Source organism: Bacillus sp. CCB-MMP212, from assembly GCF_022748145.1.
In the GTDB taxonomy this organism is placed as follows: domain Bacteria; phylum Bacillota; class Bacilli; order Bacillales; family Bacillaceae_G; genus Bacillus_A; species Bacillus_A cereus.
Genome location: NZ_JALDQE010000004.1, coordinates 316,101 through 335,375, shown reverse-complemented (window position 1 = coordinate 335,375; position 19,275 = coordinate 316,101). Strand labels below are relative to the sequence as shown.

The following is a 19,275-nucleotide window of genomic DNA, read 5'->3' as shown; positions in this document are numbered from 1 at the left end:
TGAAAACAAGGGAAACTCTCTCCACTTATTACGGAGAGAGTTTAATTCTTCTTAATTATACATTTTTGATATAAAAGTTTGCAAAGCAGCCAAAGCTACCGCCCTATATTACTGAACAATACCACAGCAGTTTTTATATTTTTTACCGCTACCACATTTACATAAATCGTTGCGGCCCACTTGGTCACCTTTTACAACTGGCTTTTTCTTCGCTTCTTCGCCATCGCTAGATGGATGAACAGCTTCACCTTGAACAACTTCTTGACGTTCTAAGTTTTGTTCAATTTCAGCTTTCATAATGTAACGAGAAATTTCCTCTTCAATAGAAGCAACCATTGACTCGAACATCGCGAATCCTTCCATTTGGTACTCACGAAGTGGATCAATTTGACCGTAAGCACGTAAATGAATACCTTCACGAAGGTGATCCATCGCATCAATATGCTCTGTCCATTTCGTATCTACAACGCGGAATACAACAACCTTCTCAAACTCACGCATTTGCTCTTCTGGCATAAGCTTTTCTTTGTCATTATAACGCTCTATTAATTTCGCGATAATCGGTTCGCTCATTTCCTCAGGAGCAAGGCGACGTAATTCTTCTTCTTTTATGTCTCCTTCTTGAAGAAGGTTTGTATTTAAGTAGTCAACAAGACCTTTAATGTTCCAATCCTCTTCAATTTCCTCTTGTGTATGAAGCGCAACAGCACGTTCTACTGTAGATTTCATCATACCTTCAATAATGCCACGTAAGTTTTCCGATTCCATTACTTCTTGACGTTGCTTATAAATAACTTCACGTTGCTGACGAAGTACATCATCGTATTGTAATAACTGCTTACGTGCATCATAGTTATTTCCTTCAACACGTTTTTGTGCAGACTCTACCGCACGAGAAACCATTTTACTTTCAATTGGCTGAGAATCATCCATACCAAGACGATCCATCATTGCTTTCATATTATCTGAACCAAATCGGCGCATTAATTCATCTTCCATTGATAAGTAGAACTGCGTCACACCAGGGTCCCCTTGACGACCAGCACGACCACGTAACTGATTATCAATACGACGGCTTTCATGACGTTCTGTACCGATAACTGCTAGACCGAAGATTTTCACATCGTCTCCAAGCTTGATATCTGTACCACGACCAGCCATATTCGTTGCGATCGTTACAGCACCTTTCATACCAGCTTCTGCAATGATATCTGCTTCACGCGCATGGTTTTTCGCATTTAAAATGTTATGACGTACACCTTTACGTGTTAACATTTTTGAAATAAGCTCTGAAGTTTCAATTGCAACTGTACCTACAAGAATAGGTTGCCCTTGTTTATGACGATTCACAATATCCTCAACAACTGCATTGAACTTACCTTCCATTGATTTAAAGATTAAATCGGCACGATCATCACGAATAATCGGTTTGTTTGTTGGAATTACGATAACATTCATATTGTAAATACTACGGAATTCTTCTTCTTCCGTTTTCGCTGTACCAGTCATACCAGATAACTTTTCATACATACGGAAATAGTTCTGGAACGTAATTGTTGCAAGCGTCATACTTTCATTTTGAATTTCTACACCTTCTTTTGCTTCAATCGCTTGGTGCAAACCTTCGCTATAGCGACGACCTTTCATAAGACGACCAGTGAATTGGTCTACAATTACGATTTCGCCCTCTTGTACAACATAATCTGTATCACGATGCATAACAACGTGTGCACGAAGCGCCTGATTAATATGGTGAAGAAGTGCTACATGTTTTAAATCGAATAAGTTTTCAATATGGAAAGCTTTCTCTGCTTTCGTAATACCATCTTCAGTTAACATTACATTTTTCGTTTTCACATCAAATGAATACTCTTTTTCATTTTCTAATGTACGAACGAATGCATTTGCAAACATGTATAGCTCTGTTGATTTTTGAGCTTGTCCCGAAATAATAAGCGGCGTACGTGCTTCATCGACTAAAATAGAATCGACTTCATCGATAATAGCAAAGTGAAGTGGACGTTGAACGCACTGCTCTTTATATAAAACCATGTTGTCACGTAAGTAATCGAATCCAAGCTCATTATTTGTGCTATACGTAATATCAGCAGCATAAGCCTCTTGTTTCTCTTCACGTGACATACTGTTTAAGTTAATTCCTACCGTTAAGCCTAGGAACTCATGAAGTTGTCCCATTTCGCTAGCATCACGTTGTGCTAAGTATTCATTGACTGTAACAACGTGAACACCTTTTCCTGTTAAAGCATTTAAATATACAGGTAATGTAGAGGTTAACGTTTTACCTTCACCCGTTTTCATCTCAGAAATATTCCCTTCATGTAAGGCAATACCACCCATTAACTGTACGCCATATGGACGCATTCCAAGAACACGAGTTGCCGCTTCGCGAACAACTGCAAAAGCTTCAGGTAGTAGATCATCTACTGTTTCACCTTTTGTTAGACGTTCTTTAAATTCAAGCGTCTTTCCTTTTAATTGTTCATCAGTTAGTGGCTTAATAGATGACTCTAATGCATCAATTTGCTCAACTGTCTTTTGCATACGTTTAATTTGGCGTTGATTTACATCAAATACCTTTTTTAAAATACCGATCATAGGAAATACGCTCCTCTTTTTATTAAAATAAAACTTCCGATTGTTTTTCTTTTTCTCTATTACAATCAGTCGTTGTAAAAATCAAATGTATGTTATGCCAATTTTTCTCCTAATTAAAAAAACTAAAATGTATATACCTAATGATAATTGTAACACTTGTCTTATAACTATGACAACAATCGGCCGAATGTCTCGTTCTAAATTAAGAAAAGTTTTTTAAAAATCTATTTTCAGCAAAAAAAGCGCAGCCATTTCGGCTGCGCTTTTGAATTATTATTTAGTTTCGATTAAACCGTATTTCCCATCTTTACGGCCATATACAACATTAGTTTCATTTGTATCAGCATTTGTGAAGACGAAGAAATTATGTCCTAGCATATCCATTTGTAGGATCGCTTCTTCAACGTCCATCGGTTTTAAATCGAATCGTTTTGTACGTACAAGTTCTAATTCATCCTCTTCTACCGCATCCAGAACAGCTACTGCTTCTGGAAGGATAAAGTTCGTTTTCACAGAACCTTTCTCACGTAACTTACGATTTACCTTTGTTTTATGTTTACGAATTTGTCGCTCAAGTTTATCAACTACTAAATCGATAGCAGCGTACATATCGCTATTAGTTTCTTCTGCACGAAGTAATAAATCAGTAAATGGTATTGTTACCTCGACACGTTGCTTGTCAGAGTATACTTTTAAATTAACTTTAATCTCTGGGAATGTATCAAAATAACGCTCTAACTTACTTAGTTTTTTCTCTACATATTCCTTTAATGCTGGAGTTACTTCAATATTTTCACCACGAATGTTGAATTTCATAGATGAATTCCTCCTTTCAAGCCTATGTACTATAATTTCGACACTGGCTTAAAAACTCCTTCTAACTTTTTTAAAAAAATTAGTGGAATTGCGATTTTTTTATCGTTTTTTGTTGAAATGAAAAGATGCATCGTTTCTATCTTTATTTTATCCTATTAACATCGTGAATAACGAATATAACTGTGGACAATTCGTTACAGAAAAGAAACAACTTTTTGACAACTTACCCTATAACAAAAAACCCCTTGCGAAAAACAAGAGGTTCTACTACATATATATAACGTTGCCACAAACGCAGCTTTCTCTTCCCAAAACAATATCCCCTACAGTTTCACAACATTAGCTGCTTGTGGTCCACGTGCTCCATCTACAATGTCAAACTCTACTTGTTGCCCTTCTTCTAATGACTTATACCCATCTTGTTGAATAGCAGAAAAATGGACAAATACATCGTCACCATCTTCACGCTCAATAAACCCAAATCCCTTTTCTGCATTGAACCATTTCACTCTTCCTTGCATGTTCATTCCATTCCCTTCACTCTAAAAATCAGGGCATTCGCCCCATATTTTGACTATAACGAATGACAACATATGAAGTCAAAGAAGACTTATCGCCTTTTTATTATCCCTTTCGACACTGCCATATTAACTTCTACAAAGTGTCAAACTAGATACTTCCCTTGCCCCTCTTTCATATAACAAACTTCCGATTTGCCTAACTGTAATTCCAGTCGTATACACATCATCAACGAGTAAAATATGTTGCCCAGAAAACATCTCTTCTCCCTGAAAATAAAAAGGATTGCTTCCTGACACCCTTTCTTTACGTGTCTTCTTACTTTGCTTTTCTGTTTCCCTTCTTCTTAATGATGGATAAGAAATTTTGACAGGTAAACAAATTGCTAATAACTCAGCTTGATTAAAACCACGTTCAACTGCCCTTTCCTTACTAAGCGGAACAGCGATAACGGTTGAAACATTAGCAAAATACTTTTGAAATAAACTTCGAAAAGGACGATAAAAAATGCGCACTAACTCTGCATCCCCCCGAAACTTAAACTGCGCTACTATTTCTTTCATCTCATCATCATACATATATAACGAACGGTTTTTAAAAGAACGATACTTCGCCTCTTTCATCCACCTTAGACAATCTATACAAATACCGTCTTCTTGAAATGAGGCAGGAACATATTCTAAAGGCCGCCCACACTCCATGCAAATTTCTCCTATAATATAGGAAAGTTTCTGCTCACATCTATCACATATATATTTTCTATGACACTTTACAAAAAAATTGTACCAACTAACCGTTTCTACAAAACACTCATCACAAAGTAAACAATGCATCAATCGATCAATCCTTGTTCTTTCGCATTTTTATTCATACCTTGAATATGTTTTTTCGCGCGCACCATCGCCTCTGTCTTACCATAGTGAAAATAAACGACCTCTCCATACGGTGCTTCAAAGCTCCGCCCTGCTCGGCCCGCAATTTGTACGAGTGCACTTTCTGAGAATATTTCTTCTTCCGCCCCTAAAACCGCTACTTGCAAATTTTTTACTGTTACGCCTCGCTCTAAAATTGTCGTTGTAACTAATAATGGGATTTCTCCTTTTCTGAAAGCCGCTACTTTTTCTTTTCTACCCGGATCTTCTGCATGTACACCTTCAATTCGCTTGTTTAATGACTTTAACAACAGGCTTATCTCTTCTATATATCGCACATGGGGAACAAATAAAAAAATAGGATATTTTTTATTTAAGTACGTTTGTAACCACTGTAGTAAAACTCGAGGAATTCTTTTATGAATGAGGCTTTTTTTCCAATTCCAGCACCAACAAAACAAAGGAACTGGCAAAGGATGACGGTGATATCGTCCAGAAACAATAACACCTTTTTGTTCACCTCTTCTAAATTTCCGCTTCCACGTTTCATCTGGAGTCGCAGTTAAATAAATACGCGCCGCTCTTTCTTTCATCGCTTGTTTTACCGCGTACTGTAACATTTGATCTGCACAATATGGAAAAGCATCTATCTCATCTACAACCATGACATGAAACGCCCTATAATAACGCAATAATTGATGCGTGGTTGCAACGACTAGTACTGCATCTTTTTCTTTATCCACACTCCCTCCATATAAAGCCGCTACCTTTATATATGGAAATACTTCTTGTAATCTCGGTGCTAATTCCAGAACAACATCCGTTCTCGGCGTTGCGATACAAACTCTTTCTCCTTTTTGAAGCGCTTCGTTAATACCGTAAAACAACATCTCTGTTTTCCCAGCCCCGCATACAGCCCAAATAAAAAATGATTCTTTTCGCTTAATAGCCTCTATAACTCCTTGCGCCGCCAAATTCTGACCAGTAGACAACGTTCCGTTCCACTGTAACAAATTTGAATTCTTTTCTCTCTTTCTTTCAGCAATCCCGCGAACAAGTACAGCACATTCACTTACTCTCCCCATCGTTATACACTTCCGGCAATATGCGCACACTTTACTGCACCTTTTACATAAAAACGACGCAAATAGCCGCCGATCTACATTTCCGCAGCGTTGGCACATATATTTAGAATTCTTCTTTTTTACACCTTGTACACATACGATCTCTCCCTTCTTTTTCAAATCGTTTAATTCCCTCTGTAAATCTGAAGAAAGTTCTTCTAATAGCAACTGTTTCCCCGCTAGCATCAACAATCACCTCCAGCACTACTATAAACCTTTCTCATCATCTCGTAAAAACTCAAAAAAGCCGATAACCTACTTATAAAATAGTAAGCTATCGACTTTATACACATTTTTTATTCTTTTATAAATCCTAGAATCGACCGTATCCTAAGAAATGTTTTTGGTTATATGAGCTGTTAATATCACCGTACGCAATTCCTTTATCACTAGCATGAATCATTTGACCATTACCAACGTAAATACCGATGTGAGATGGACCTGCTTTATAAGTACCTTGGAAGAATACTAAGTCTCCTGGTTGTGGGCTACTTACTTTTGAAACTGAATGCCAGTAACCATTAACGTCTTGACGACCTACACCGAATACGTAAGAAATGAATCCACTACAATCAAAACCACCGTTTGATGGAGATGCACTTCCCCAAACATATGGTAAACCTAAGTAGCTTTGCGCTTTACCAATTACGCCACCCACATTTGGAGCTGGCTTTTTCTCTTCTTGTTTAGGTGCTTCTTTCTTAGGCTCTTCTTTTTTTGGTTCCTCTTTTTTAGGTTCTTCTTTTTTAGGCTCTTCTTTTTGAGCTTGTCCACCATTGTTTGCTGGTGCAGCTTGCTCTGCAGGTGCTTGTGCTGGCTGAGCTTGCGCAGCTTTAGCAGCTTGCTCTGCTTGTTTTTGAGCAGCAGCTTCTTGTGCAGCTTTTGCTTGTGCTTCTTCTTCTGCAATGCGTTGTAATTGTAGCGCTTGTTTCTCAAGCTCTTTCAATTGACCTTCCGTACTTGTCATTGAAGTTACAACTGTATCCATTTTACCGCTTAAATCGTTTACCGCTGTTGCTTTTTTCTCTTTTTCAGCGTCAAGTTCTTTCTTAGCAGTTTCAATTTGAGTTTGTGCTTCTTTTAATTCTTTTTGTTTCTCTTTTACCGTTGCAACATCTTTTTTCACACTAGCTTGGTCTTCTTGCTGTGTTTTCATGATATCTTCATCAGACTCAAGAATTTTAGAGACAGAAGTTAAACGATCAACTAAATCTGCAACGTTTTTAGAGTTTACAAGAACTTCTGTTACAACGTTCGTATTTGGTTGTTCTTGAAGTGCAACTAAACGCTTTCTTAATAACTCTTCACGTTTTGCAATCTTCGTTTGTAATTCTGCAATATCTTTATTTTTCTTTTCAATTAATTGCTCAGTATCAGAAACTTTTTTCGTTGTTTCATCAAGCTTTGCAGCATTCTCTTGAACAGACTTATCTAAACCTTGAATTGTTTTGTTTAAGTCATTCATTTGTTTTTGTAATTCATCACGTTCTTGTTGTTGTTTATGTAAAGTGTCATTTTGTGTATTAATTTGTGATTTCACGTCAGAAATTTTATCTTCTGCAAATACATTTGGTGTTAGCCCTGAAAACATTAACCCTGCAACTAATGCGCAAGATGCCATTTTTAGCTTTTTCATTTTATTTTTTACACCGCTTTCTTTTTTCTTTTTCCGTATATAACCTATAAAATTTATACCATAATTCGGGATTTTTTTTGCTAATGTTACGTTTTTGTAAAACAAATGTAATATTATATGTAGCTCTAGCGCAAAATTCGTATATTTTTGTATGTGTGTGTAGAAATTTATATACTTTTCTTACTTCTATAAACAAAGAAAAAACGTAAGGAATCCCTTACGTTTTATTAAATATACGAATACAAATGAAATGCTACTTCATCCATTTCTCAGCCCAATTTTGGACCTCATCCATAACACTTTCTAACGCTTTTCCCTTGTCAGTTAAGCCATACTCGATTCGAACTGGTACTTCTGGATAGACATTACGAACTACAATGCCCTCGCTTTCCAATTCCTTCAAACGCTCTGACAACATACGATCGCTCATATTTGGGATAATATCTGCGATTTCTCTAAAACGTTTCGACTCTTCAAGCAAAGATTTAATAATTAAGCCAGTCCACTTCTTACTAAGCAGAGTAAAAGCTGACTCAAACTTTGGACATAAACAAGAATTATGCTCCATATGTTTCACCTCTCTTCTATTATAATATAGTTTCTTGTAAAAAGTAAGTTATAAAACTTTCCTCATTATTTTATTTTACGTACATTTTACCATTTCCAAATATTAACTTGTCAACTAAACGTAACATACCCGTAAAAAAACCCTCTTAAAAAGAGAGCTTTTTATATCTTTATTACTTCGTATACCATCCAAGACCTAATGCACCTTCACCTAAGTGCGTACCAATTACAGCTCCAAAATAACCTGTACGAATTGTGACGTGAGGATATTTTGCTTCTAATTCTTTCTTCCATTCATTCGCTTCCTCTTCACGTTGCGCATGAATGATAACTGCTTCCATAGGTACACCTTTACTTGCTTGCTCATCAAAAATTTCAATGATACGTTTTAATGCTTTTTTACGTGTACGAATCTTTTCAAACGGAATAATGATTTTATCTCTAAAATATAAAACTGGCTTCACTTGTAACAGACTGCCGATGAAAGCTTGCGCGCTATTTAATCGACCACCACGTTGTAAATGATGTAAATCATCAACTACAAAATAGGCGTCCATCGTTTTCTTCATTTCATCAAAACGAGCAATAATCTCTTTTGGACTCTTTCCTTCACTTGCTAACCTTGCACCTTCACGCACATAAAATCCTTGTACTTCACAACTAATTTCAGAGTCATACGTGTATACATCAATACCCTCTACCATCTGTCCAGCTGTCGTTGATGTTTGATATGTACCACTAATTCCACTTGATAGGTGAATACTAATAACTGCATCATAATCTTTAGCTAGTTCTTCATATAGCTCAACAAACTTTCCGATTGCTGGTTGAGAAGTTTTTGGAAGTTCCTCTTGTTCACGTACTTTCACATAAAAATCATCTGCTGAAATTTCAGCTTCTTCTTGATAAGATTCTGTTCCAAACACAACGTTTAATGGAATCATATATATATTGAGTTCATCACGGATTTGCTTCGGTATATATGCTGTACTATCAGTAACAATAGCTATTTTCATTTTCGTACCTGCCTTATAAAAAGTTTTATTTCCTAATTTTACACGAAAACTACAAATGGTGCATCCATACAGGGAAATGCCGGTTGAAATTATACTCACCATCTCGACAAATTACAACAAAAAGATAAAATACTCACCAAAAACTTCAGCCTATTTAGAAAAAATGTTTGAATATAAAAAGGCTCGCTTTTAAAATGGAAAGTACTAGTCATTTTGATAGATAGGGGCGTATACAAGTGCTATTACAATATTTAACAATCAAAGACTACGGCGAACACGAAATCGTCATTCAAAAATCAAGATTTATTTGTTATATTAGCCGAGCAACGACTGAGGAAGAGGCTCAAGAATTTATACAAAAAATAAAAAAACAGCATTGGAATGCAACACATAATTGTTCCGCTTATTTAATTGGCGAACAAGATCATATTCAAAAAGCAAATGATGACGGCGAGCCTAGCGGTACAGCTGGCGTACCAATGCTAGAAGTACTAAAAAAACGTGGGCTAAAAGATACCGTCGTTGTCGTAACACGCTATTTTGGTGGCATTAAACTTGGCGCAGGTGGATTAATTCGTGCATATGGAAAGTGTACAAGCGAAGGCATTAATCATGTCGGTGTTGTCCAGCGAAAACTAATGCGTGTGATGCAAACCGAGATTGATTACACATTACTTGGCAAAGTGGAAAATGAATTACGTAATTCAAAATATGCCATTAAAGATATACATTATCTAGAAAATGTCACATTTGATACGTATGTAGAAGAAGACGGCAAACAAGCATTTACAGATTGGATGATTGAATTAACAAACGGGAAATGTACAATTACAGAAGGAGATATGTTGTACTTAGAACAAGATGTTATCTAAGCATAACCCATTTATCACCTTCAAAGATTAATGTAGTGAATTACTTCCCTACAAATGAACTAACGAACTAAGGAGATTATATATGGAAGAACGTTATTATCATCTCCAAAATAGCAGAATAAAAAAGAAGCGAAGAAGGAAACTTTTCTTCTTCCTTATTTTCGCATTTTTATTTGGCAGTATAGGAGTTTATGTGTTAAATTCTTACTCTTCTCTTATGGGGATGTATAGTGGTTTTACTCGTGAAAAATCGGATTTAAGAAACAAAGATGTAGAAATTACAAAGGAACCTTTTACAATTCTCATTATGGGTATAGAAGATTATGCGACAGACGGTCAAAATGGTCGTACAGACTCATTAATGTTTGCAACAGTCAATCCGAAAACTCAAAAGATTTCACTTATGAGTATTCCTCGTGATTCTCGAGTTAAAATTGTTGGTAAAAATAAGGAAGACAAAATTAACGCTGCCCATGCTTACGGCGGAGAAGAAATGGCAATCAAAACTGTCGAAGGCTTTCTAAAAGTTCCTGTAGACCATTATCTTAAAATTGATTTCCAAGGCTTTAAAGGTATCGTTGATGCTGTCGGCGGCGTTACGGTTGACGTACCCTTCGATTTCTGGGAGCGCTCTGACGTAGATTACTACAAAAAAATTCAATTTAAGCAAGGACAGCAAAACTTAAACGGTGAAGAAGCACTTGCTTACGTCCGTATGCGAAAGCAAGATCCAAATGGCGATTATGGTCGAGCTGCTAGACAAAGACAATTACTGGCCGCTGTTGCTCATAAACTAAACTCCACCTCTACTGTATTTAAAATTAAAGATTTAACAGCTGTCGTTGGAAAATATATAAAAACCGACATTCCTATTTCAGACGGACTTGCTCTTTACAATAAACTTTCTGGATTTGATCCTTCTACAATGCAAACGTTAAAGCTTGAAGGCGAAGACAAAAAGATAGGCGGTATTTATTACTTCCTTCCAGATCCAATCAGTGTAGAAACGGTGCGTAACGAAATTGAAAAAGAATTAGGGGAAAAAGCAAAAAATCCAACTACAAAAAACAACTCAAATCCTGATTCAAATTCAAGTTCTAACTCTAACGAACAAGCAAAAAAAGAAACAAACCAAAATAAAACACCAACTGATCCGCCACCTTCTACAAATGCTCATGCAGAGTGGATTATGCGCAATCAGCCGTAACAAAAAGGCCCAATCTATCCGATTGGGCCTTTTTTATTTACTTATTAAAGTGTTGTAAAATCGCTTCTACAATGCGCTCTGATGCACGACCATCACCGTAAGGGTTAGATGCTTTCGCCATCTTATCATGAGCTTCTTTATCTGATAACAACTCATCTGCAAGACCAAAGATTGTCTCTTCGTCTGTTCCTGCTAATTTCAGCGTACCTGCTTCAATACCTTCAGGGCGCTCTGTTGTATCACGAAGAACAAGAACTGGTACCCCAAGTGATGGAGCTTCTTCTTGTACACCACCAGAATCCGTTAACATTAAGTATGAACGAGCTGCAACATTGTGGAAATCAATTACATCTAGCGGCTCAATTAAATGAATACGATTATGTTCACCTAAAATTTCATTTGCTATTTCACGAACAACAGGGTTCATATGAACAGGGTACACAACTTGTACATCTTCATGCTTATCAACAAGACGCTTAATTGCACGGAACATATTACGCATAGGTTCACCTAAGTTTTCACGACGGTGAGCTGTCATAAGTACAAGACGATCATTTCCAAGTTTCTCTAGTACAGGATGACTATATGTTTCTTTTACAGTCGTTTGCAGCGCGTCAATCGCTGTATTTCCTGTGATGAAAATACGTGACTCATCTTTATTTTCCTTCTGTAAGTTCGTTGCTGATTTTGCTGTTGGTGAGAAATGAAGATCCGCCATTACACCTGTTAATTGACGATTCATCTCTTCTGGGTATGGAGAATACTTATCCCAAGTACGAAGGCCCGCCTCAACATGACCTACTGGAATTTGATTATAAAAAGCAGCTAAGCTTGCAATAAATGTTGTTGTTGTATCACCATGTACAAGTACAATATCCGGCTTCGCTTCTTTCATTACTTTATCCAAACCTTCTAAACCGCGTGTTGTAACATCAATTAAAGTTTGGCGGTCTTTCATGATATTTAAATCGAAATCTGGCGTAATTCCAAAGATATTTAATACTTGATCTAACATTTGGCGATGCTGTGCTGTTACAGTCACAATCGATTCAATTTTTTCTGGGTGTTTTTGCAACTCTAATACAAGAGGTGCCATTTTAATTGCTTCTGGACGTGTCCCGAAAATTGTCATTACTTTTAAACGTTCAGTCATGTGATTGCCTCTTTTCTTTCACTAATTACAGCTTCTATTATGACATATAAAAATATGCATGAGTACATCCCTTTTTAACGCATAACAGAAACTTTTCTATTACAAATACTTTTTCTGCCCACCGAGTAATAATCTATCTTTTGTTTCTTAACATCTTCATCAGTATAACAATTTCTCCCATCGAATAAAATAGGCTCTCTCATAAGTTGTACGTACTTTTCTAATGGGTACACTCGAATAGCTTCCCATTCTGTTACGATAAAAACCGCACTCGCATCTCTAATCGATTCATCTATACATCTACTATATTGTATAGCATCTCCAAATATATTTTTCACATATTGAATTGCTTTTGGGTCGTACAGAACAATTTCTGCACCTATATTAAGTAATGCTTCTATTATAATAAGAGATGATGCCTCTCTAATATCATCCGTATTCGGTTTAAATGACGCGCCAAGAACTGCAATCCGCTTTTTATTCATGTTCATAACTTTTTTCGCTTTTTCAATCAATAGCAGCTGTTGCTTATTATTTACTTCAATAACCGCTTTTAACAAACGAAAATCATGAGCAACATTTCCCGCAATTTGCACCAGTGCTTTCGTATCTTTCGGGAAACACGATCCCCCGTATCCAATGCCCGCATTTAAAAAAGATGCACCAATTCTCTTATCCATTCCCATCCCTTTGGCAACATCCAATACATTTGCGCCTATCTTCTCACATATATTTGAAATTTCATTAATGAAACTAATCTTTGTAGCTAAAAAGGCATTCGATGCGTATTTAATCATCTCTGCACTTTTAATATCTGTAACATACGTTTCTAAGCATAATTGGCTATACAAACTCTCTACTCTTCTTGCTACTTCCTCACTATCCGCTCCAATTACAATACGATCTCCATGAAAGAAATCATAAATACCTGAACCTTCACGCAAAAACTCTGGATTCGATACGATATGTACTGTATGCCTCCCTTTTAAATTCCCCTCAATCCATTCCTTCATTACATCATTTGTACCTACTGGAACTGTACTTTTCGTAACAACAATAATATCGTTCTTCGCATATAATCCAATATCTTTACAAGCACTCTGAATATACGTTAAATCCGCCGTCCCATCTAATAAAGATGGTGTTCCAACTGCAATAAATATAAACTCTACATCATCAAATGCCTCTTCTTTATTTGATGTAAAAGTTAAAGCATTATTCTCATATGCATAATTTATTAATTCATGTAATCTAACCTCATAAATAGGTAAATCCCCTTGTTTTATCCGTTCAATTTTTTCATCATCTATATCAAAACATGTAACTGAATGCCCCAACTTTGCCAATCCTACTCCTGTAATCAACCCAACATATCCAGTACCTATTATCGTAATTTTCATTTCCTTTTCGCACAGGAATTTACAATAGAAAAGATATGAAATACAGAATTCTCCCTGTGCTTCCCCCTCTCACATTAAAAATGAGAAAACCCTTTTCCTTCTTCATTATATGAATTACTTCCCTCATTCTTTTTAAAGTTTTTGTAAAATTAAATGCACTATAATATAAAGTGAAACTTTAATCAGTGGGGCTTTTACGGGCAGTTGGTCCCCACCTAACTTCTTTGCTTCGCTGAATTTTGAGGTGGGGGTCTTACTGCCCGTTAATGCGGGATAAAGTAAAACTTTAATTAGTAGGAATGGGGCTACTAGTTGACGCGAGATAAATTCCCACATTTTAACATGAAACTTACTCATTTCTACGTGTAACACTTATAATACTGAACTAAAAGTATTCACTATCGAAGAAAAAAGGAAATGTCATATTCCAAAGTCCAGTACGATTAACCTTCTCATATGATGCAACATTCTATATACAATTGTCATATATTCTATCCGCTTCCATTAACCGTAAAGAGAAAAAAAGATTGAATTCTAATCTTTTTGTGATACCATATGTTATGAGCCTGTAAATAAACATCATAATTTTCAGATAAATATATTTTCAAAAAAAAAAATTACGTTAGAATATAAAGGGTGGGGTATTAATGGACTCACAAGTGATTTATGCCATTTTGGCATCTTTCATCACTGTACTCGTCGTTACTCCTTTAGTTATTAAATTAGCTTTTAAAATAGGAGCGACAGATAAGCCAAACGCACGTAAAGTGCACCAAAAGATTATGCCACGTCTTGGCGGGTTAGCAATATTTATTGGTGTAGCTGTAGGATTTGTTGTCGGCGGCTTATATGAGCAAAGAATGTTATCGATAACACTAGGTGCGATTATCATTGTAATCATCGGAATTTTAGATGATATGTACGAGTTATCTGCGAAAGTAAAATTCGGTGGACAACTGTTAGTTGCCATTATGATTGTAAAAAGTGGATTATTAGTGCAAGTATTATATATCCCATTCCTTGGGGATACTGAACTTGGATGGCTTGCTTATCCAATTACAGTATTTTGGCTTGTAGGTATTACGAATGCAATCAACTTAATTGACGGCTTAGATGGATTATCTGCTGGTATTTCATCTATCGTACTTGCAACGCTAGCATATATGGCCTTCACTAGCCCATGGGGTACTGGAACAGCTATTATCTTGCCACTCGCATTAATTATATTAGCAAGTACAATTGGATTTTTATTCTTCAACTTCCATCCAGCAAAAATTTTCATGGGAGATACAGGAGCACTATTTTTAGGATACTGTATTTCTGTTATATCGTTACTTGGATTATACAAAAGTGTAACGTTATTCAGTTTTATCGTTCCAATTATCATTTTAGGTGTACCTATATTTGATACGATATTTGCAATCATCCGTCGTATCGTAAATAAAAAACCTATTTCAGCACCAGATAAATCGCATTTACATCACCGCTTACTTGCAATGGGATTCTCTCATCGTAAAACGGTACTAATTATATACGCATTCGGTATTTTCTTTAGTGTAAATGCCATTATTTTCACTAGTGCAACGTTATGGTTATCCATTATTCTTCTTTTCGCTTTGATTTTCTTCACAGAAATCATTGCTGAAATAATCGGACTTGTACATGAACGTTACAAACCACTTATTTCCTTTTATAAAAAAGTGAAAAAACGCGAAGACTAATTGTAGTATAGCCTTTACCATTATGAAATATTCAAATAGCATCCTTTAGGATGCTATTTTTTATTCCTTATTTTATATTTCCAAAATATAGATTGTTTGAGAGTTCCTCTATTGGAGAAAGATATACATAATAAGAAAAGTATCAAGTTTTTTTACATCTTGATTGTCAAACTGAGGGTGAATGTTATGATTAAGCGAGTATTTCAATGTATTATTTTATTCTTAACAATTACTACGTACGCATCATCTAATACTGAAGCAACAACCGTTATTCCTGCTGAACATCATCCAAATACTGAAACAACTTCTCCTACACAAAAAATTGCGTACTTAACATTTGATGACGGACCAAACAAATATACGACGCAAATTTTAAACATCTTAAAAGAAAAGAACGGAAAAGCAACTTTCTTTGTTATTGGCGGAAAAGTGCCGCATTACAGAAAAACGATGCAACGATTAATTAAAGAAGGACATTATATCGGGCTCCATAGCATGTCACATGATGTAAAACGCCTTTACACTGGTGACCCTTCCACTTTAATTGCAGAAATGGAACAAACACAAAGTATTGTCCAGCAAGTTACGAAATTAAATACACATCTCGTTCGCGTTCCATATGGTAGTATGCCTTACTTAAAAAAGAATTACCGTGACGCACTTGTATCAGCCCAGTATAAAATGTGGGATTGGACGATTGATACTTATGACTGGAAAAGCTATGATAATCCTTCTGCCATACTCGAAAGAGTGCGTAATCAAAGTGATGAACAAGTCGAAGTTATTTTAATGCATGATTCGAGTGTGACCGTACAAATACTGCCAAAAGTAATTGATTATTTACAGTCACAAGGATACAAACTTCTTCCCTATAATCCATCTTCTCATCTCGAGGTAAATTTTTGGAAAGACACAAGATTGTAACAGCTTTAGTACTTCTAGACTAAAGCTGTTTTATTTTTCTCTTCCCACCCTTCCCATTTTTGTGTAAAATTTTAAATAGTGATGAAGTTTCGAGGTGAATGGAAATGAAACGAATAGATCTCATTTTTAATGCAATACAAGAAGGAAATTATACAGAAGGTGTAACCGCATCAGAACTCGCTACATTTCTACAACTAGATCGCGCCAATGTAAGTAGCGACTTAAACAAACTTGTAAAAGATAAACGGTTATTAAAAACAAATACGCGACCTGTTCGTTTTTACATAGAAACGAACACTTCGTTGGAAACGCATTCAAAAGACATAACTTCATTAGATACATTTGCAATTGAAAATACGAGCCTTAAAATCGCAATTGAAAAAGCGAAAGCTTCTATTCTCTACCCTCCAAACGGTATGCATACTTTACTACTGGGAGAAACAGGGGTCGGAAAGTCTATGTTTGCTTCTTTAATGCACGAATATGCAATTGAAGTTGAACAGCTTCCCAAAAATGCACCATTTATCGTCTTTAACTGTGCTGATTACGCAAACAATCCACAACTACTACTTGGACAGTTATTTGGGATTAAAAAAGGAGCTTACACAGGAGCAAGTGATCAAAAAGGGTTAATTGAAAAAGCACATGAAGGAATTCTTTTCTTAGATGAAGTACATCGCCTACCTCCAGAGGGACAAGAAATGCTTTTCACCTTTATTGACCGCGGAGTGTACCGCCGCCTTGGAGAAACAGAGAACGAACGTAAAGCACAAGTATTAATCATTACTGCAACAACAGAAGAACCAAATTCCTTTTTATTAAAAACATTTACAAGACGTATACCGATGACTGTTACGCTGCCACCACTTCGTGAGCGTACACATAAAGAGCGCTTTGCTTTACTACAGCTATTTTTCACAAATGAAGCAATTCGTCTGCGAAAAGACATTCACGTTAGCCCAAATGCAATGCGTGCTTTCGTCTTTTACAATTGTCCCAATAACATTGGTCAATTAAAAACAGATGTTCAAATTGCCTGTGCGAAAGCCTATTCTGATTTGGTCACAAAGAAACGTGATTCTGTCTATGTTTCAAGTACAGATTTACCTTGGTATATGAAAGAAGGGTTGTTCATTGAAAGGAAGAGCCGTCACTTATACCAAATACCAAATGAAACATTTGTATTTACAGGTGAGGAAGGTTGGAGTAATCATAAAACAGAAGATGAAAAACGCTCTTCTATTTACGATTATATTGACTATAAATACGAAGAACTTCAAGCACGTGGTATTGAAGAGGAAGAATTGGAATTACTAATAGAAAATGATGTTCAAAGCTTTTTCGTACAATATTTTAACCAAATATCAAAAAAAACAAGCCATGAAAATGTTTTTAAAATTGTGGATCGTAATATCGTGTCCGTATGTGAAAAAATAGCGGAACTTGCTGAAAAGCATTTATCTAAGACGTTTGATGAAAAAGTATTTCTCGCTTTAAGTTTACATGTACAGACAACTCTACAACGTTTACAAAGCGGAAAACAAATACATCACCCACAATTAAATCAAATTCGTACGAAATATAAAGAAGCTTTTTCCGTAGCTATGCAATGCATTCAACTACTGGAGGAAGAATTACAAATAACAATGCCTATTGATGAAGCTGGCTTTTTAACAATGTTCTTCGTTGTTGATCCAATTCCTGCCTCACAAACAGAAGTAAAAGTATTAATATTAGCACACGGTAATGGCATCGCAACTGAAATGGCAAACGTTGCAAACGAACTTCTCGGCATTGAGGAAGTAACCGGTATTGATATGCCGTTACACGAATCACCGAAAGATTTCTTGGAACGTGTGAAAGTGTATATGAAAACACTACAAAATGTAAATGGGCTTCTCTTACTTGTCGATATGGGGTCACTTGCTTATATCGGTGACATATTAGAAACGGAGTTCAAAATCCCTGTACGTGTTCTCTCGATGACGAGCACACCACATGCACTAGAAGCAGCTCGAAAAGCTCAGCTCGGTTATTCATTAGATGCGCTGTATGAAACAGTAAAAAATTTAACACCATTTTACTTAAACGTACAAGAAGAAAAGAAAAAACCTCTCTCTCCAATGAAATCTGTTATTTTAACAGCTTGTTTAACTGGTGAAGGAAGTGCTTTAGCTATTCAAAAAATGTTAGAGAACTATTTACGATTTGATAAAGACTTAATTGAAATTATTCCGATTAGTATCGTCCATGAAAAAGATTTAACGAAAATGATCGAGAACATAAAAAAAGAGCGTAACATCATTTGTATCGTCACGAATTTCGATGTGCAAGTGCCGTGCTTAACATATCATTTCCAAGACATCGTAAACTACACAGCGATTCAGCCCATTCAAGAATTAATTACGTATGAAGAAACATATGCAAAAATGGCGGATATTCTTGAACAACAAATGCAACGTAACGACGGGGCATTACTGATCAAAACAATTCGTTACGCATTAAATACAATCCAAGAATTAATTTCCTTACAACTAACTCCTGATAGCTTAATGGGTGTTATTCTGCATATGAGCTGTATGGTTGACCGTCTCCAAAAAGGAGAAAGCCTTCTCCCTCATCCTGATAAGGAGAAAAGGAGACAAGATGAATACTGGATGTATATGAAAGTAAAAAAAGCATTGCAACCAATTGAAAATACATTTGAAATACAAATACCAGATGACGAAGTATTTTACGTTATGGACTTCTTTATTAAAAATCAACCTGTTAAAAATTAATCGAGGCAGTTTTTAAAAATATCGACCGTAACGCGAGTTATATCGGCGATTA

Annotated in this window: 15 protein-coding genes; 5 read left to right on the top strand and 10 right to left on the bottom strand. The window is 36.0% G+C overall.

Going from position 1 to position 19,275, the window contains the following annotated elements; translation table 11 throughout:
* Nucleotides 1–108: 108 nt before the first annotated feature.
* From secA to MRP26_RS13415, 8 genes are all read right to left on the bottom strand, one after another.
* Entirely contained in the window at nt 109–2,616 is a 2,508-nt protein-coding gene (secA, locus tag MRP26_RS13450) for a preprotein translocase subunit SecA (RefSeq protein WP_088020045.1), read from the bottom strand.
* A gap of 273 nt (nt 2,617–2,889) precedes the next feature.
* A complete protein-coding gene (gene hpf, locus MRP26_RS13445) occupies nt 2,890–3,432 on the bottom strand; it encodes a ribosome hibernation-promoting factor, HPF/YfiA family (protein WP_000671193.1) in 543 nt (180 codons plus the stop codon).
* Nucleotides 3,433–3,755: 323 nt separating this feature from the next.
* Complete coding sequence (gene cspC, locus MRP26_RS13440) at nt 3,756–3,953, bottom strand: cold shock protein CspC (protein ID WP_001990088.1); 198 nt, start codon at nt 3,951–3,953, stop codon at nt 3,756–3,758.
* A 126-nt stretch (nt 3,954–4,079) separates the two neighbouring features.
* On the bottom strand, nt 4,080–4,784 hold the full coding sequence (locus MRP26_RS13435) for a ComF family protein (protein ID WP_078400874.1): 705 nt from the start codon (nt 4,782–4,784) through the stop codon (nt 4,080–4,082).
* Nucleotides 4,784–6,133, bottom strand: a complete 1,350-nt coding sequence (gene comFA, locus MRP26_RS13430) for an ATP-dependent helicase ComFA (protein WP_242806201.1) — start codon at nt 6,131–6,133, stop codon at nt 4,784–4,786. Before comFA ends, MRP26_RS13435 begins: the two co-directional genes overlap by 1 nt.
* Nucleotides 6,134–6,260: 127 nt before the next feature.
* Nucleotides 6,261–7,688 (bottom strand): C40 family peptidase, encoded by a 1,428-nt coding sequence (locus MRP26_RS13425; RefSeq protein ID WP_242806200.1) that lies wholly within the window; start codon nt 7,686–7,688, stop codon nt 6,261–6,263.
* A gap of 148 nt (nt 7,689–7,836) precedes the next feature.
* Nucleotides 7,837–8,151: a winged helix-turn-helix transcriptional regulator gene (locus MRP26_RS13420; protein WP_000400857.1), complete on the bottom strand. Its 315-nt coding sequence runs from the start codon at nt 8,149–8,151 to the stop codon at nt 7,837–7,839.
* 172 nt (nt 8,152–8,323) lie between these two features.
* Nucleotides 8,324–9,166, bottom strand: coding sequence for a DegV family protein (locus tag MRP26_RS13415; protein WP_000684727.1), 843 nt, complete (start codon nt 9,164–9,166; stop codon nt 8,324–8,326).
* A 236-nt stretch (nt 9,167–9,402) separates the two neighbouring features.
* Here MRP26_RS13415 and MRP26_RS13410 point away from each other — a divergent pair, with 236 nt between their 5' ends.
* Both MRP26_RS13410 and MRP26_RS13405 read left to right on the top strand, forming a co-directional pair.
* Nucleotides 9,403–10,038 carry a YigZ family protein gene (locus tag MRP26_RS13410; RefSeq protein WP_000926669.1) on the top strand — a complete coding sequence of 212 codons (636 nt, stop codon included), beginning with the start codon at nt 9,403–9,405 and terminating at the stop codon, nt 10,036–10,038.
* A gap of 82 nt (nt 10,039–10,120) precedes the next feature.
* Nucleotides 10,121–11,245, top strand: a complete 1,125-nt coding sequence (locus MRP26_RS13405) for an LCP family protein (protein ID WP_069356509.1) — start codon at nt 10,121–10,123, stop codon at nt 11,243–11,245.
* A 37-nt stretch (nt 11,246–11,282) separates the two neighbouring features.
* On the opposite strand, the gene wecB is transcribed toward MRP26_RS13405, so the two are convergent.
* Together wecB and MRP26_RS13395 are read right to left on the bottom strand one after the other, a co-directional pair.
* Nucleotides 11,283–12,398, bottom strand: a complete 1,116-nt coding sequence (wecB, locus tag MRP26_RS13400) for a non-hydrolyzing UDP-N-acetylglucosamine 2-epimerase (protein WP_000140121.1) — start codon at nt 12,396–12,398, stop codon at nt 11,283–11,285.
* A 74-nt stretch (nt 12,399–12,472) separates the two neighbouring features.
* Nucleotides 12,473–13,798, bottom strand: coding sequence for a UDP-glucose dehydrogenase family protein (locus MRP26_RS13395; protein WP_078400876.1), 1,326 nt, complete (start codon nt 13,796–13,798; stop codon nt 12,473–12,475).
* A 647-nt stretch (nt 13,799–14,445) separates the two neighbouring features.
* On the opposite strand from MRP26_RS13395, the gene MRP26_RS13390 reads away from it, so the two are divergent.
* The 3 genes from MRP26_RS13390 to MRP26_RS13380 all read left to right on the top strand — a co-directional run bounded on the left by MRP26_RS13390 (nt 14,446) and on the right by MRP26_RS13380 (nt 19,223).
* The gene (locus tag MRP26_RS13390; protein ID WP_000378306.1) at nt 14,446–15,519 is read left to right on the top strand and encodes a glycosyltransferase family 4 protein; all 1,074 of its coding nucleotides are present in this window, start codon (nt 14,446–14,448) and stop codon (nt 15,517–15,519) included.
* Between the two features lie 186 nt (nt 15,520–15,705).
* Nucleotides 15,706–16,443 carry a polysaccharide deacetylase family protein gene (locus tag MRP26_RS13385; protein WP_000597153.1) on the top strand — a complete coding sequence of 246 codons (738 nt, stop codon included), beginning with the start codon at nt 15,706–15,708 and terminating at the stop codon, nt 16,441–16,443.
* A gap of 104 nt (nt 16,444–16,547) precedes the next feature.
* The gene (locus tag MRP26_RS13380; RefSeq protein ID WP_000820950.1) at nt 16,548–19,223 is read left to right on the top strand and encodes a sigma-54-dependent transcriptional regulator; all 2,676 of its coding nucleotides are present in this window, start codon (nt 16,548–16,550) and stop codon (nt 19,221–19,223) included.
* Nucleotides 19,224–19,275 lie beyond the last annotated feature (52 nt).